The organism is Rhodococcus sp. 15-725-2-2b (assembly GCF_002259075.1).
Taxonomy (GTDB): domain Bacteria; phylum Actinomycetota; class Actinomycetes; order Mycobacteriales; family Mycobacteriaceae; genus Rhodococcoides.
The window spans coordinates 253,068-267,029 of the sequence record NZ_NPFL01000011.1; the positions used below are offsets into that span (position 1 = coordinate 253,068).

General features: G+C 64.9%; 14 protein-coding genes. 6 read left to right on the top strand and 8 right to left on the bottom strand.

The window, feature by feature from the left end; all coding sequences use genetic code 11:
* Positions 1-5: 5 nt before the first annotated feature.
* Positions 6-1,169, bottom strand: a complete 1,164-nt coding sequence (gene glgA / locus CH306_RS15100; RefSeq protein WP_094647005.1) for a glycogen synthase — start codon at positions 1,167-1,169, stop codon at positions 6-8.
* 76 nt (positions 1,170-1,245) lie between these two features.
* Between glgA and glgC the strand changes: the two genes are divergently transcribed.
* On the top strand, positions 1,246-2,460 hold the full coding sequence (gene glgC, locus CH306_RS15105) for a glucose-1-phosphate adenylyltransferase (RefSeq protein ID WP_032394095.1): 1,215 nt from the start codon (positions 1,246-1,248) through the stop codon (positions 2,458-2,460).
* 56 nt (positions 2,461-2,516) lie between these two features.
* Here the strand turns inward: glgC and CH306_RS15110 are convergent, their stop codons facing one another.
* A complete protein-coding gene (locus CH306_RS15110; RefSeq protein WP_032394230.1) occupies positions 2,517-3,128 on the bottom strand; it encodes an O-methyltransferase in 612 nt (203 codons plus the stop codon).
* A 239-nt stretch (positions 3,129-3,367) separates the two neighbouring features.
* Between CH306_RS15110 and sigE the strand changes: the two genes are divergently transcribed.
* From sigE to tatB, 4 genes are all read left to right on the top strand, one after another.
* Positions 3,368-3,994, top strand: a complete 627-nt coding sequence (gene sigE, locus CH306_RS15115) for an RNA polymerase sigma factor SigE (protein WP_045201066.1) — start codon at positions 3,368-3,370, stop codon at positions 3,992-3,994.
* Positions 3,995-4,010: 16 nt separating this feature from the next.
* Entirely contained in the window at positions 4,011-4,337 is a 327-nt protein-coding gene (locus CH306_RS15120; protein WP_032394231.1) for an anti-sigma factor family protein, read from the top strand.
* A gap of 84 nt (positions 4,338-4,421) precedes the next feature.
* Entirely contained in the window at positions 4,422-5,963 is a 1,542-nt protein-coding gene (locus tag CH306_RS15125; RefSeq protein ID WP_373453973.1) for a S1C family serine protease, read from the top strand.
* A gap of 18 nt (positions 5,964-5,981) precedes the next feature.
* Positions 5,982-6,431: a Sec-independent protein translocase protein TatB gene (gene tatB, locus CH306_RS15130; protein ID WP_032394097.1), complete on the top strand. Its 450-nt coding sequence runs from the start codon at positions 5,982-5,984 to the stop codon at positions 6,429-6,431.
* Between the two features lie 96 nt (positions 6,432-6,527).
* Here tatB and CH306_RS15135 read toward each other — a convergent pair whose 3' ends face one another.
* The 6 genes from CH306_RS15135 to CH306_RS15160 all read right to left on the bottom strand — a co-directional run bounded on the left by CH306_RS15135 (position 6,528) and on the right by CH306_RS15160 (position 12,866).
* The gene (locus tag CH306_RS15135) at positions 6,528-7,301 is read right to left on the bottom strand and encodes an amino acid ABC transporter ATP-binding protein (protein WP_094647006.1); all 774 of its coding nucleotides are present in this window, start codon (positions 7,299-7,301) and stop codon (positions 6,528-6,530) included.
* Entirely contained in the window at positions 7,298-8,755 is a 1,458-nt protein-coding gene (locus CH306_RS15140) for an amino acid ABC transporter substrate-binding protein/permease (protein ID WP_032394098.1), read from the bottom strand. The genes CH306_RS15135 and CH306_RS15140 overlap by 4 nt, the downstream gene beginning before the upstream one ends.
* A 90-nt stretch (positions 8,756-8,845) precedes the next feature.
* Positions 8,846-9,982, bottom strand: coding sequence for an Mrp/NBP35 family ATP-binding protein (locus CH306_RS15145; RefSeq protein ID WP_032394099.1), 1,137 nt, complete (start codon positions 9,980-9,982; stop codon positions 8,846-8,848).
* A 61-nt stretch (positions 9,983-10,043) separates the two neighbouring features.
* Positions 10,044-10,916: a lytic transglycosylase domain-containing protein gene (locus CH306_RS15150; RefSeq protein WP_032394100.1), complete on the bottom strand. Its 873-nt coding sequence runs from the start codon at positions 10,914-10,916 to the stop codon at positions 10,044-10,046.
* A 112-nt stretch (positions 10,917-11,028) separates the two neighbouring features.
* Positions 11,029-11,571, bottom strand: coding sequence for a DUF1003 domain-containing protein (locus tag CH306_RS15155; RefSeq protein WP_045199222.1), 543 nt, complete (start codon positions 11,569-11,571; stop codon positions 11,029-11,031).
* A 20-nt stretch (positions 11,572-11,591) separates the two neighbouring features.
* Positions 11,592-12,866 (bottom strand): magnesium transporter MgtE N-terminal domain-containing protein, encoded by a 1,275-nt coding sequence (locus tag CH306_RS15160; RefSeq protein WP_032394102.1) that lies wholly within the window; start codon positions 12,864-12,866, stop codon positions 11,592-11,594.
* Positions 12,867-12,940: 74 nt separating this feature from the next.
* Here CH306_RS15160 and CH306_RS15165 point away from each other — a divergent pair, with 74 nt between their 5' ends.
* On the top strand, positions 12,941-13,882 hold the full coding sequence (locus CH306_RS15165) for an HpcH/HpaI aldolase/citrate lyase family protein (RefSeq protein WP_045199224.1): 942 nt from the start codon (positions 12,941-12,943) through the stop codon (positions 13,880-13,882).
* The last annotated feature ends 80 nt before the right edge of the window (positions 13,883-13,962 follow it).

A 13,962-nucleotide genomic window follows, 5' to 3' on the forward strand; every position in this document is an offset into this window, starting at 1 on the left:
CCCGATCAGCGGCGGCGCGCCAGAGCGTCGTTGTAGACGGCGAGAGTCTGCTTCGCGATCGACGCCCAGGAGAACTCGGCGACGGCGCGCTCTCGACCCGCCTTGCCCATCGCTGCCGCGAGCGCGGGATCGAGGGCGACCTCGTTGACGGTCTCGGCCAGGTTCCGCTCGAAGGCATCGGGTTCGTAGGAGTTGTAGTGCACCAGGCGTCCGGTGCGGCCCTCGTCGACGACCTCGGGAATGCCGCCGACATCCGATGCCACCACAGCAGTTTCGCAGGCCATCGCCTCGAGGTTGACGATGCCCAGTGGCTCGTACACCGAGGGGCAGACGAAGACGGCTGCTGCAGTGAGGATCTCGCGAATCTTGTCGGTGGGCAGCATGTCCTTGACCCAGAACACACCGCCGCGCTGCTCGGCGAGCAGGGCCACGGCCCGCTCGGTTTCCGCGGCGATCTCCGGAGTGTCGGGGGCACCAGCGCACAGGACGAGCTGGATCGACGGGTCGAAGTGGTGGGCGGCAGCGATCAGGTGGCCCACACCCTTCTGCCTGGTGATGCGGCCGACGAACGCGACGATCGGCTTGCTTCGATCGACGCCGATCTCGTCCAGAGTTGCGGTGCCCCGGTCGGCGAACCACCGCTGCGTGTCGATTCCGTTGCGCACCACATGAACCCGGCTCGGATCGAGCCGCGGGTACGCGTCGAGCACGTCTTTGGCCATGCCCTCGCTGACGGCGATGACCGCGTCTGCGTATTCCACGGCATTGCGCTCGGACCACGACGAGATGCGGTAGCCGCCGCCGAGCTGCTCGGCCTTCCACGGCCGCCGTGGTTCGAGTGAGTGTGCGGTGAGGATGTGCGGAACGTCGTACAACTCGGCGGCGAGATGGCCCGCGAGGCCGGTGTACCAGGTGTGTGAGTGCACCACATCGGCGTCGGCGGCGGCGTTGGCCATCCGCAGCTCGGCCGACAGCGTCGTCAACGCGGCGTTCGCTCCGGCGAGTGCGGGATCGGGGTCGTGTACCTGCGCGGTGTCGCGCGGCGCGCCCATGCAGTGGATGTCCACGTCGCACAGCGATTTCAGCTGCGCGGTCAACTCCGTGACATGGACTCCTGCGCCACCGTAGATCTCCGGGGGATATTCCTTGGTCATCATTGCTACGCGCACGTGAACGAACCTACATTCCCCAGCAGTTGTGCGTGTACTGCTAGCAAGGTTCTCTCGGTGCGGATAGGTTGAGTGGGTGAGGACACAACCGCACGTACTAGGGATTGTGCTTGCCGGCGGTGAGGGTAAGCGCCTTTACCCGATGACCGCGGACCGAGCCAAGCCAGCCGTGCCCTTTGGGGGCGCCTACCGACTCATCGACTTCGTACTGAGCAATCTCGTCAACGCCGGCTACCTCCGGCTCTGCGTGCTCACCCAGTACAAGTCCCATTCACTGGACCGCCACATCTCGCAGACATGGCGACTGTCCGGTTTCGCCGGGGAGTACATCACTCCGGTCCCGGCACAGCAGCGTCTCGGGCCCCGGTGGTACACCGGCAGCGCCGACGCCATCTTCCAGTCGCTGAACCTGGTGTACGACGAGGACCCCGAGTACATCGTGGTCTTCGGAGCCGACCACGTGTACCGGATGGACCCGGAGCAGATGGTGCAGCAGCACATCGACTCCGGTGCCGGCGTCACCGTCGCGGGCATCCGGGTTCCGCGTAGCGAGGCATTCGCGTTCGGATGCATCGACTCGGACGAGAACGGCAAGATCACCCAGTTCCTCGAGAAGCCGGCGCAGCCGCCCGGGACCCCCGACGATCCCGACGTCACGTACGCCTCGATGGGCAACTACGTGTTCACCACCAAGGTGCTCGTCGACGCCATCAAGGCCGACTCCGAGAACGTCGACTCCGACCACGACATGGGTGGCGACATCATTCCGGCACTCGTCGAAGCGGGCGTCGCCTCGGTCTACGACTTCAACGACAACGTCGTTCCAGGTGCCACCGAACGCGACCGCGGATACTGGCGAGACGTCGGCACCATCGACGCGTTCTACGACGCCCACATGGACCTCGTGTCGGTGCATCCCATCTTCAACCTCTACAACCGTCGCTGGCCCATCCGCGGATCGGCCGAGAACCTGCCGCCCGCCAAGTTCGTCCAGGGCGGCCTGGCTCAGGAGTCGGTCGTCGGTGCCGGCTGCATCCTGTCCGCGGCCACCGTCCGCAACTCGGTGCTCAGCTCCAACGTGATGATCGACAGTGGTGCGACCGTCGAGGGCAGCGTCCTGATGCCCGGCGTCCGAATCGGCAAGGGTGCCGTCGTGCGGCACGCGATCCTGGACAAGAACGTCGTCGTCGGTGACGGCGAGATCATCGGTGTCGATCACGAACGCGACCGCGAACGCTTCAACGTCAGCGCCGGGGGAGTCGTCTCCGTCGGCAAGGGCGTCTGGATCTAGAGCCTGCGGCATGTGAGTGGTTCTTCGTAGTCTGCTACGAAGAACCACTCACATGCTTACGCTCGCGACGCGCAGATCAACCCGTCGCCCAGAGGCAGCAGCACCGTCGTCAGACGCTCGTCCTCGGCGATGGCCCGGGCGGCGGATCGAACGGCAACTGCGGTGGCGTCGCGCTGAGTCGGGTCGGCGACTCGCCCACCCAGTAACGCGTTGTGCAGCACCAGAACTCCACCGGGTCGCAGGAGTCGAACACTCTCGGCGACGAAGTGCGGATGGTCGGCCGGACTGGCATCGATGAAGACCAGATCGTAGGTGTCGTCGGCCAACCGGGGGAGCACATCGAGCGCCCAGCCGTTGATCAGCCGGGTGCGCGAGGGCGCAATTCCCCCCGCGCGGAACGCTTCTCGGGCTGCACGCTGGTGCTCCGGCTCGGTGTCGATGGTGGTGAGCACACCGTCCACGCGCATCCCGTCGAGCAACCACAGACCGCTGATTCCAGCGCCGGTACCGATTTCGACGACAGTCTTCGCACCGAGCATCTGGGTGAAGATGGACAGAATCGCTCCGACCGACGGCGGTACCGGTGCGGCACCCAGGTCGACGGCTCGCTCTCTGGCTGCGATCAGAACCTCGTCCTCCTGAGCGGAGTCTTCGGCGTAGGCGAGCATCTTCTCGGCGTTGGTCGGCACGCCCCGAGGCTATCGTGCCCAGGGCACATTCTCACGCACACATTCTCAGGTGCGCCTCAGCTGTTTCATACCGGACCCACACGCGGGTCCGTCAGGCTGTGCAGGAGTCGAAGGTCCATCTCGATTGCGAAGTGTGAGCTGGAACATCCGAGGGTAGTCGTCGGTTGAATCAGAAGGACGTACGCAGTCCTGAGCAGGAGGATCCAACTATTTACAAGATCAACGGCGATCGCGACAGCGCGCGTCTACCCGAGTCCGTACCCGCACCCGACGATCTCAGCGGCACCGCAGTGTTCGATGCGACCGGCGAGAACTCCACCATGCCGTCCTGGGACGAACTGGTTCGCGAACACGGCGACCGCGTCTACCGACTGGCCTACCGCCTGTCCGGCAACGCCCAGGACGCCGAGGACCTGACGCAGGACACCTTCATTCGCGTGTTCCGCTCCCTGTCGAATTACCAGCCGGGCACCTTCGAGGGGTGGCTGCACCGCATCACCACCAACCTGTTCCTGGACATGGTTCGTCGTCGCAGCCGCATCCGTATGGAGGCGCTCCCCGAGGACTACGACCGCGTTCCCTCGGACCGACCCAACCCCGAGCAGATCTACCACGATGCTCGCCTCGACCCCGATCTGCAGTCCGCGCTCGACTCGCTGGCACCGGAGTTCCGTGCCGCAATCGTGCTGTGCGACATCGAAGGACTGTCGTACGAGGAGATCGGTGCGACACTGGGCGTCAAGCTCGGAACTGTTCGCAGTCGCATTCACCGTGGACGCCAGGCGCTACGCGAGTACCTTCGAGTGCACGGGAAGGTCGACTCCGGTCACGCAAGTGTCCACTAGCTACGAGGAGGGTTGGATGACGCAGGCGCGCAAGCCGAAGCGATTCAGCTCCACCGAACATCTGGCCAGTGAGGCCATCGCGGCGTACGTCGATGGCGAATTGCGAATGCCCGCCTATCTCCGCGCAGCAGACCACCTGTCCGAGTGCCCCGAGTGCGCCGCCGAGGTCGAGGCCCAGCAGCAGGCGCGCAAGGCACTGCGTGGAGCAGGGGAGATGTCGATGCCACACTCCTTGCTCGGCCTGCTCAGCCAGATACCGTCCTGCGCGGGCGAGGATCGGCCGACCCACACCAAGAGAACGTTCATGTCCGCCGTCGCCGACGTCCGCCGTCGCCGACGCTGATCGCATCGACATCTGCCCCACGACTTCTCACCTGCATCGAGCCGCGCCGACCGCTCGAGTGATACTGAACTCTCACACCGACGTATGCGAGGGGTAACCGGACGCGTGACATCGAATTCGACCAGCACCGAGGCCGCAGGCACCGACCCATCGGAGATCGAGCCCGACGGCATCGGCTCGGCGGGACCGGAAGGTCCGCGGTTGCCACCTCGTCCGGTGTATCGACCTTCCGTCGATCCGGTGTCGGCTTCGGTGTTCGGACGTCCCGACGACGTGGACGGTTCGTTCTCTCCTCGTAGGCCCGGTGAGGAACTTCCCTCACGTGTGTCGGTGCGTCCACCCGATCCCATCCTCGCCGAGGCGTTCGGACGCCCGGACGATGCCACAGAATCGCTGCAGCGCGACCCGAACGCCGAGGACGACAACGACGCCGCTCCGTCGGCTCCGGCAGATCCGTGGCGCGACCCCACCGCTCGGGTGTCCCTCGGCAGCGCGGCGCTCGACACCCCGCCCCCTCCTGTGCTGCCGCCGGGAACCAAACTCGGTGTGCGCGACGTGCTGTTCGGGCGGTCGGTATCGGCCCGAGCTCTGGTGGTGCTCGGTGTTCTGGCACTCGTCATCGGATTGGTCGGCGGGTTGTTCGGTCGCCTCACCGCCGAGGTGACCGGCGCGTTGACCAGCCAGAAAGTGACTCTGACCCAATCCAGCGGCGACGACATCCCGCGCGGACAGATCAGCAAGGTCGCCGACGCGGTCCTGCCCTCGGTGGTGTCGATCCAGGTGACGCTCGGCGACACCGGCGGTACCGGCTCGGGCGTCGTCATCGCAGGTGAGGGCTACATCGTGACGAACAATCACGTGATCTCACTGGCCGCATCCGACCCGGAGAACTCGACCCTCGAAGTGACCTTCTCCGACGGCACCAAGGTGCCAGCGGACATCGTCGGACGAGACACCAAGACCGACCTCGCCGTCCTCAAGACCGACGTCGGCAACCTCACCGTGGCCGAGCTCGGTCGTTCCGCCGACGTTCGCGTCGGGCAGGACGTGATCGCCGTCGGCTCACCGCTGGGATTGAACAAGACCGTCACCTCCGGCATCGTCAGCGCGCTCGACCGACCCGTTGCCCTGTCGGGTGAAGGCACCGACACCAATGCCGTCATCGATGCCGTGCAGACCGACGCCGCCATCAACCCCGGCAACTCCGGTGGCCCGCTCATCGACTTCGAAGGCCGCGTGATCGGCATCAACTCCGCCATCCGCAGCGAGAGCGGCGGATCGGTCGGCCTCGGCTTCGCGATTCCGGTCGACGAGGTGTTCGAGGTGACACAGGCGCTGATCCGGGACGGCGTGATGCGGCACCCCGACATCGGAATCAATGCCCGCTCGGTCATCAACGACACCTCGGCCGGCGCGGAAGTGGCGAATGTCCGCTCGGGCGGTCCTGCCCAGCAGGCCGGAATCGTCGAAGGAGATGTCATCACCAAGGTCGGTGACCGAGCAGTGGGCGACGCCGACGAACTGGTCGTCGCCGTGCAGGCCACGACGATCGGGGAGCCCGTTCCCGTGCAACTCGTTCGGTCCGGGCGGCTGGTGGACCTGTCCGTCACGCCGGTTTCGGACTGACGACGTAGGCTGGCAGACGTGTTCGGCAACATCGGTTGGGGAGAGCTCGTCATTCTCCTCGTAGCAGCTCTCGTCATCCTCGGCCCCGATCGCCTCCCCGGCGCGATCAGCTGGGTGTCCAAGTCGATCCGCCAGGTCAAGGACTACGCCAACGGCGCGAGCCAGCAGCTCAAGGACGAACTCGGCACCGACTTCGAGGACCTCCGCAAGCCGCTGGCGGATCTCAACCAACTTCGCGGCATGACCCCTCGGGCAGTGATCACCAAACATCTGCTCGACGGAGACGACTCGGTCTTCAAGAACCCACTCGAGGACACCTTCAAGGGCAAGCCCTTCGACGCCAAGCCGAAAAGCTCGGGCGGCCCGACGCCCCAGATCAACACATCACAGGGTGGGGTGTCGATGAGCAAGAACGAGCCGAAGCTGTCCGCAGGCGACACCCCACCCATCGACGCCGACGCCACCTGACGCTGCTTCGCGCATGCCGACCCCGCTGCTGCGTGAATGGACCATTGCACACGTCTGAGCGCGGCAGTGGTCCATTGACGCAACCGGGGAGCGGGGCTAGAGGACCTTGTTCAGGAAGTCCTGGGTGCGAGGGTTCTGCGGGTTACCGAACAATTCGTCGGGGGTTCCCTCCTCGACGATGACGCCCTCGGCCATGAAGATCACGCGATCCGCGACCTCGCGTGCGAAGCCCATTTCGTGGGTCACGACGACCATCGTCATGCCGCCCTGCGCGAGGTCTCGCAACACCTGCAGGACTTCGCCCACCATTTCTGGGTCGAGAGCACTGGTGGCCTCGTCGAACAGCATGATCGACGGGCTCATGGCCAACGCTCGGGCGATGGCGACGCGCTGCTTCTGCCCGCCGGAGAGGTTGGCGGGTTTGTAGTCCGCGCGCTCGGACAGGCCTACTTGTTCGAGCAACTTCGCAGCCGACTCCTTCGCCTGCGACTTCGACATCTTCTTCGTCTCGACGGGCGCGAGCATGACGTTCTCGAGTGCGGTCATGTGTGGGAAGAGGTTGAAGTGCTGGAACACCATGCCGATGTTCTGGCGCACCTTGTCCAGGTCGACGTTCTTCGCGGTCAGGTCGGTGCCGTCGACGACGACCGATCCGGCAGTGATGTCTTCGAGCTTGTTGAGGCAACGCAGGAACGTGCTCTTGCCCGAGCCGGATGGCCCGATCACGCACACCACTTCACCGTTGGCGATCTCGGCGTCGATGCCCTTGAGGACCGTGTTGTCGCCGAACGCCTTCTGCAGGCCCTTGATGGAGATCTTGGTTCCGGAACCGCTGTCGACCGGCAGGTCCTTGGTCAGGTGGGTGCTCATTTGTTGATCCTCTTCTCGAGCCGGTTCGACAGCTTGGTGAGAGCCATGATGATGATGAAGTACAGAACGCCGACGATGAGCCACATGTTGAACGACTCGAAGTTGCGGGCGATGATCAGACGACCGGTCTGTGTCAGTTCGGCGAGACCGATGACCGAGAGCAGTGACGTGTCCTTGAGCGTGATGACGAACTGATTGATGTACGACGGGATCATCGTGCGAATTGCCTGTGGCATCACCACTTTTCGCATCGACTTGAGGTAACTGATGCCGAGACTGCGCGATGCTTCCATCTGGCCCTTGTCGACGGCGAGAATGCCACCGCGGACGATCTCGGCCATGTACGCACCGGCGTTGAGCGAGAGCGTGATGATGCCCGCGGTGAACGCCGACATCTGGAAGTTCAGCGCCGCGGGGACACCGAAGTAGATGAAGAATGCCTGCACCAGAAGCGGTGTGCCACGGAAGATGTCGACGTAGGTGGTGCCGATGCCGCGGAGCACGATGTTGGTCGAGACGCGGAACAGGCCGAAGATCGCGCCGAGTACCAGCGCGATGGCGATGGAGATGACGGTCAGCACGATGGTCAGCCACAGGCCCTTGAGCAGCAACTGCCAGCTGCTGGCGATCAGACCGGGGATGGACGTGTCGGCGGTGGAGGCATCGGCGTTGAGGTAGGTGTCGAGAATCTGGTCGTACTGGCCGTTGGCGCGCAGGTTCTCGAGGCCGGTGTTGAACTGTTCGAGCAGCTGGGCGTTGGTGCCCTTGGCGACGGCGAATCCGTAACTGGCACCGGCTTCTTTCTCGGTGACGGTCTTGAATCCGTTGCCCTGGGTGATGCCGTAGGCGAGCACCGGGTAGTCCTCGAAGGCGGCCGCGGAGTTACCGGTGCGCACTTCCTCGAACATCGTTGCCGAGTCGTCGAAGCTCCGGATGGTGAAGCCGTACTGATCTGCGATCGACGCGGCGAAGGTCGCGCCCTCGGTGCCGTTCTTGACTGCGACGGACTTGCCGCGCAGATCCTCGTAGCCCTTGATCTCGTCGTTGGAATCCAGAATCGCCATCTGGACACCGGAATCGAAGTACGGCTCGGAGAAGTCGAAGGTGGCCTTGCGTTCGTCGGTGATCGACATGCCGGCGATCATTCCGTTGAACTGGCCGCTGGTGACGCCCTGGAGTGCGGTATCGAAACCGACCTGCTCGACGGTGTAGTCGAAGCCCTGATCCACCGAGATCGCGGCGAGTAGGTCCATGTCGATTCCGACGAGTTTGCCGCTCTCGTCCTGGAATTCGAACGGTGCGAACGTGGTGTCGGTCGCGATCGAATAGTTCTGTGCAGGCGGGGCGGGTTGTGCGGATGCCATAGCGGGACCGAGCAGCGATCCCAGCAGGGTGATCAGCAGTGCGATCAGAACCGGAACGACGACCGGCCTGACCCGATGCGGCTTCTTCATGAAGGCCACTCTCTATCGACAATAGGATTGAAGGCAAATCCTAAGGCCCCAACCCTGTTTCCCGCGTCGTTTGTCGGGTATAAGCGCGACTTACAGTTTGCGCGCCGAATCGATGCCGAGTGACATTCCCACCAGACCGCGCTCGCGTACGGCGAGTTTCGCTGCGACGGCCTCGAGTGCCTGTGCCGCAGGCGATTCCGGGTTACTCAGCACGATCGGCGTGCCTGCGTCACCGCCCTCTCGGACGGCGGTGTCGAGCGGAATCTGGCCGAGAAGTGGAACGCTGGCACCCACTGCCTTGGTGAGTCTGTCCGATACGTCCTGTCCGCCACCGGATCCGAAGATGTCCATCCGGGTGCCGTCGGGGAGCTCGAGCCACGACATGTTCTCCACGACGCCTGCCACGCGCTGCCGAGTCTGTAGTGCAATTGCACCCGCGCGCTCGGCGACCTCGGCCGCGGCCTGCTGCGGGGTGGTAACCACGAGGATTTCCGCGCTCGGGATGAGCTGAGCGACAGAGATTGCCACGTCTCCGGTACCGGGAGGAAGGTCGAGCAGCAGTACGTCCAGGTCGCCCCAGAAGACGTCGGCGAGGAACTGCTGCAGCGCACGGTGCAGCATCGGTCCGCGCCAGACGACCGGGGTGTTGCCCTGGGTGAATTGCGCGATCGAGATGAACTTTACGCCGTGCGCCTGCGGCGGCATGATCATCTTCTCGACCTGGGTCGGTCGTGCGTCGTTCCCGAGCATCCGGGGCACGGAGTGGCCGTAGATGTCGGCGTCGAGCACACCCACCGACAGCCCACGAGCGGTCAGCGATGCAGCGAGGTTGACCGTCACACTCGATTTGCCGACGCCACCCTTGCCCGACGCCACCGCGTACACGCGCGTCAGGGATCCGGGTTGCGCGAAGGGAATGATCGGCTCTGCGGAATCGCCGCGCAGTGACTTGCGGAGTTCGGTGCGCTGCTCGTCGTTCATCACGTCGAGTTCGACCGAGACGGTGCCGACGCCTGCGACGTCGGCGACTGCGTTCTTGACGCGGTCGCTGATCTCGGTCTTCATCGGGCACCCGGAGGTGGTGAGGTAGATGCCGACGCCGACGGCTCCGTCGTCGGAGATGTCGATGCTCTTGACCATCCCCAGATCGGTGATGGGTTTGCGGATCTCGGGGTCGATCACCTTCGAGAGCGCGGTCCGAACGTCGGATTCGGTCAGTACAGCCATTGCCTCATGCTAGGCGGTGGGCTGTGCGCCGATGGACAGCAGGGCAGGCGCGGACGGCCGATCAGTGGATGCGCGGGAGCTGGTCCGAGGTCGGGACGATGCCGGTGGCGTATCCGGCCGACCACGCGAGCACGTTCGCCACGTAGGCCATCGAGTTGTTGTAACGCAGGATCGCTTTGGTGGTCGATCCCAGGTCACGCATGTTGGTGCCGTCGTCGCACAGGTACATGCCGGTGGCCAGGGCCGCGTCGAACAGATTCTGTGGGTCGGAGACTCCGTCGCCGTTGCCGTCGGCGTGATAGAGGTTCCACGTCGAGGGTAGGAACTGCATGGGTCCGACGGCACGGTCGTATTCGGTGTCACCGTCGAGCGCGCCGCCGTCGGTGTCACGAATCACCTGATTGCCCGCGAGGGTGCCGTTCAGTCGTGGCCCGAGGATGGGCTCGTGCAGCTCGCCCGAGTCGTCGACCTTGCCGTTGTTGGCATGGGTGGATTCGACACGGCCGATGCCGGCGATGACGGTCCAGCTGATGCCGCAGCCGGGTTGCTGCTGGGCGAGGATGCGCTCGGCATTCTTGTACGCCGAGACGTTGACGACCGGAATCGCGATGGGACTGACCGCGAGGTTGGTGGGCAGCTCAGGTGTGGGCGGGATCTCGGGAACCGGCGCGGGTGCGGGGACCGCAGCGGGCACGGGAAGCTCGGCCTGGGCGACCGGCTGCGCCTGTCCGTCCTGGGCGATCGGCTGCGGAGTTTCGACGACGGAGTTCGATTCCTGCGCGGCGGGGGACGTCTTCGCGCTGACGAACGGGATGTATTCCGTGGCTCCGGCGCTGGTGGCGGCGGTGACGAGTCCTGCGGGGACGAGACCTGCCAGAGCAATCACCGAATTCCGTCTGACCTTGGAATTCGATGCTTTTCTGTGACGACCCACGCGTGCTGTACCTCCTGATTTCCCCGGATGACAACCGGGGCCCGACCTGATGACCGGGATCGAGGGTACCTGATTCGAGACTGTTCCGTTATCGGGCTGTTACAGAGCGGACCTAGTGCGTATCGGGGTCCGACGCGTCCGGCATGCCCATGTCGTCGTGCACCCGCGCGGCCGCCTTCTTTCGTGCCTTCTTGGGAGAGACCGTCGGTTGACCCGTCGCCTGCTCGAGGAGTGCCTTGATCTCGTCCAGTTCGCGGCGCAGGTAGTCGCGGGTGGCGACCTCGCCGACGGCGATGCGCAGCGCAGCGAGTTCACGAGCGAGGAACTCGGTGTCGGCCTTGGTCTGTTGGGCGCGAGAACGGTCCTCCTCGAGGGAGACGCGGTCGCGGTCGTCCTGCCGATTCTGGGCCAGAAGAATCAACGGAGCTGCGTACGCGGCCTGGGTCGAGAACGCGAGGTTGAGCAGGATGAAGGGGTAGGGGTCCCACTGGAGGTTGACCGCCACGACGTTGAGGAAGATCCAGACGATCACGATTCCGGTCTGGATGGCCAGGTAGCGGCCGGTGCCGAGGAATCGTGCGGCCTTCTCGCCCGACTTGCCGAGGTCGAAGTCGAGGTTCACATTGAACATCCGCGACCCGCGCGGCGTGTCCATTCTCTGGCGTGCTGTTTCTTTCACTGTCCCGCCACTTCCTGATCTCGCCAGTCCTCGGGCAGCAGGTGATCGAGGACGTCGTCCACGGTCACGGCCCCGACCAGGTGGTCCTCGTCGTCGACCACCGGGCCGCAGACGAGGTTGTACGTCGCGAAGTACCGCGTCACGGCGGTGAGACTGTCCTCGGGGGACAATCGCGGCAGAGCGCTGTCCACCACACCGCCGACCAGGCTCGCCGGGGGTTCTCGAAGCAATTGCTGCAGATGCACGCAGCCGAGATACGGGCCGGTCGGTGTCGCGGTCGGGGGCCGCACGACGAACACCAGGGAGGCCAGCGCAGGCGTCAGGTCGGGATTACGTACCCGGGCGAGCGCCTCGGCCACCGTCGTCGACGCGGTGAGAACCACCGGCTCGGGGGTCATCAGACCACCGGCGGTATCGGGGGAGTGTTCGAGCAGACGACGGACAGGCGCGGAGTCCTCTGGATCCATCAGGCGCAGAAGCGATTCCGCCTCTGTCTCGGGCAGCTCGCCCAGCAGGTCGGCGGCGTCGTCCGGGTCCATGGCCTCGAGCACGTCGGCACCACGGTCGACACCGAGGTAGTGCATCAACTCCACCTGATCGTCGTCGGGCAGTTCCTGGACGACGTCCGCGAGCCGCTCGTCGTCGAGAGCGCGCGCCACCTCCATCCGGCGCTTGACGGGCAGCTCGCGCATCGCGTTCGCCACGTCGGCCGCGCGAAGATCCTCGAACTGCATCAGCAGCTGCGCCACACCCTGATCGGGCATGGACAGCTCGTTCTGTGTCAGCCCCTGCACGTGCTGCCAATCGACGACGTGGATGGCACCACGCCGCGCGAGCCGTTGCCGTTGCTTGCGGACCGCCACCCGCGCGACCACCCAGTCGCGAGTTCGGGTGAGTTCGATGCCGAGGTCGACGACGATGGAATCGACGTCGTGCAGCTCGTCGAGCTCGGGGTCGTCGACGCGCACCTTGGAGTCGAGGATCTGCGCGAAGACCAGGATCTCGTTGGCGCGCTGGGTGAATCGACGAAGACTGACGTTTCCGGTCGTGAGTTGAACGGAATTGGGCTCGATGCTCGTCACTCGTAGCATCGGCACGAAAATTCTTCGGCGAGTTGCCAATTCGACCACAAGGCCGAGGACTCTCGGCTGCGCTCTGCCGACACGCATCGAGACGACCACGTCACGAACCCGGCCGATCGATTCGCCGTCGGGGCCCAGGACACCCAGGCCGGCGAGCCTGGCCGCGAATACCTTGCTCAGTGCTGCCATGATGGCAAGGTTAGAGGCTCGGCAGTACAGAGGGTGAATCAGACAGGGGTTGTGCTTTCGTGAGAGCTTCGGGCATGCGGCGGTCGGTACTGGCCGTTCCGGGCAGTTCGGACAAGATGATCGACAAGGCGAAGGGACTGCCCGCCGACGCGGTCTTTCTCGATCTCGAGGACGCCGTCGCGCCGCTGGCGAAAGTGGCGGCCCGAGCGCGCATCGTGGACGCACTCAACTCCGACGGTTGGGGCGATCAGATCAAGGTCGTGCGCGTCAACGACTGGACGACGCAGTGGACGTACGGCGACGTCATCGACGTCGTGTCGGGTGCCGGACGCAATCTCGACGCCATCCTGCTGCCGAAGGTGGAATGCGCCGCGCACGTGCAGGCGCTGGATCTGCTGCTCACTCAGCTCGAGAAGGAGCACGGTCTCGAGGTCGGTGCCATCGGGATCGAGCCGCAGATCGAGAGCGCACGCAGTCTGCGCAACATCGACGAGATCGCGACGGCGAGCCCGCGCGTGCAGACCCTGGTGTTCGGCCCTGCGGATCTGATGGCGAGCGTCAACATGCGCACTCTGGTCGTCGGCGAGCAACCGGTCGGATACGACACGGGCGACGCCTATCACCACATTCTGATGACCATTCTGCTCGCTGCCCGGACCCACGGTCTGCAGGCGATCGATGGCCCCTACCTGCAGATTCGAGATCTCGACGCCTTTCGTCGGGCGGCCGGGCGCACGGCCGGCCTCGGTTTCGACGGCAAGTGGGTGCTGCATCCGACGCAGATCGAGGCCGCCAACGAGATCTTCGCGCCGCGTCAGGCCGATTACGACAAGGCCGAGATGATTCTCGACGCCTACGAGTTCCACACGTCCGCGGCGGGTGGCGGTCGCGGTGCGGTGATGTTGGGCGACGAGATGATCGACGAGGCGAGCCGCAAGATGGCGCTCGTCGTCTCGGCGAAGGGCCGCGCCGCAGGAATGACGCGCACGACCGCTTTCGTGCCGCCCACAACCTGACCGACCACGTCCTGACCAACCGTCAACCTGCTGTGAACCGCTACAACGGGTGTGCCGGGTGTCCGTTTCGGGGCACAATG

Excerpts from the sequence above, each read along its gene's own strand:
- CH306_RS15110 (WP_032394230.1), bottom strand. The coding sequence starts at position 3,128 with ATGCTCGCCTACGCCGAAGACTCCGCTCAGGAGGACGAGGTTCTGATC.
- CH306_RS15120 (WP_032394231.1), top strand. The coding sequence starts at position 4,011 with ATGACGCAGGCGCGCAAGCCGAAGCGATTCAGCTCCACCGAACATCTG.
- CH306_RS15125 (WP_373453973.1), top strand. The coding sequence starts at position 4,422 with ATGCGAGGGGTAACCGGACGCGTGACATCGAATTCGACCAGCACCGAG.
- CH306_RS15135 (WP_094647006.1), bottom strand. The coding sequence starts at position 7,301 with ATGAGCACCCACCTGACCAAGGACCTGCCGGTCGACAGCGGTTCCGGA.
- CH306_RS15140 (WP_032394098.1), bottom strand. The coding sequence starts at position 8,755 with ATGAAGAAGCCGCATCGGGTCAGGCCGGTCGTCGTTCCGGTTCTGATC.
- CH306_RS15145 (WP_032394099.1), bottom strand. The coding sequence starts at position 9,982 with ATGGCTGTACTGACCGAATCCGACGTTCGGACCGCGCTCTCGAAGGTG.
- CH306_RS15155 (WP_045199222.1), bottom strand. The coding sequence starts at position 11,571 with ATGGACACGCCGCGCGGGTCGCGGATGTTCAATGTGAACCTCGACTTC.
- CH306_RS15160 (WP_032394102.1), bottom strand. The coding sequence starts at position 12,866 with ATGGCAGCACTGAGCAAGGTATTCGCGGCCAGGCTCGCCGGCCTGGGT.
- CH306_RS15165 (WP_045199224.1), top strand. The coding sequence starts at position 12,941 with ATGCGGCGGTCGGTACTGGCCGTTCCGGGCAGTTCGGACAAGATGATC.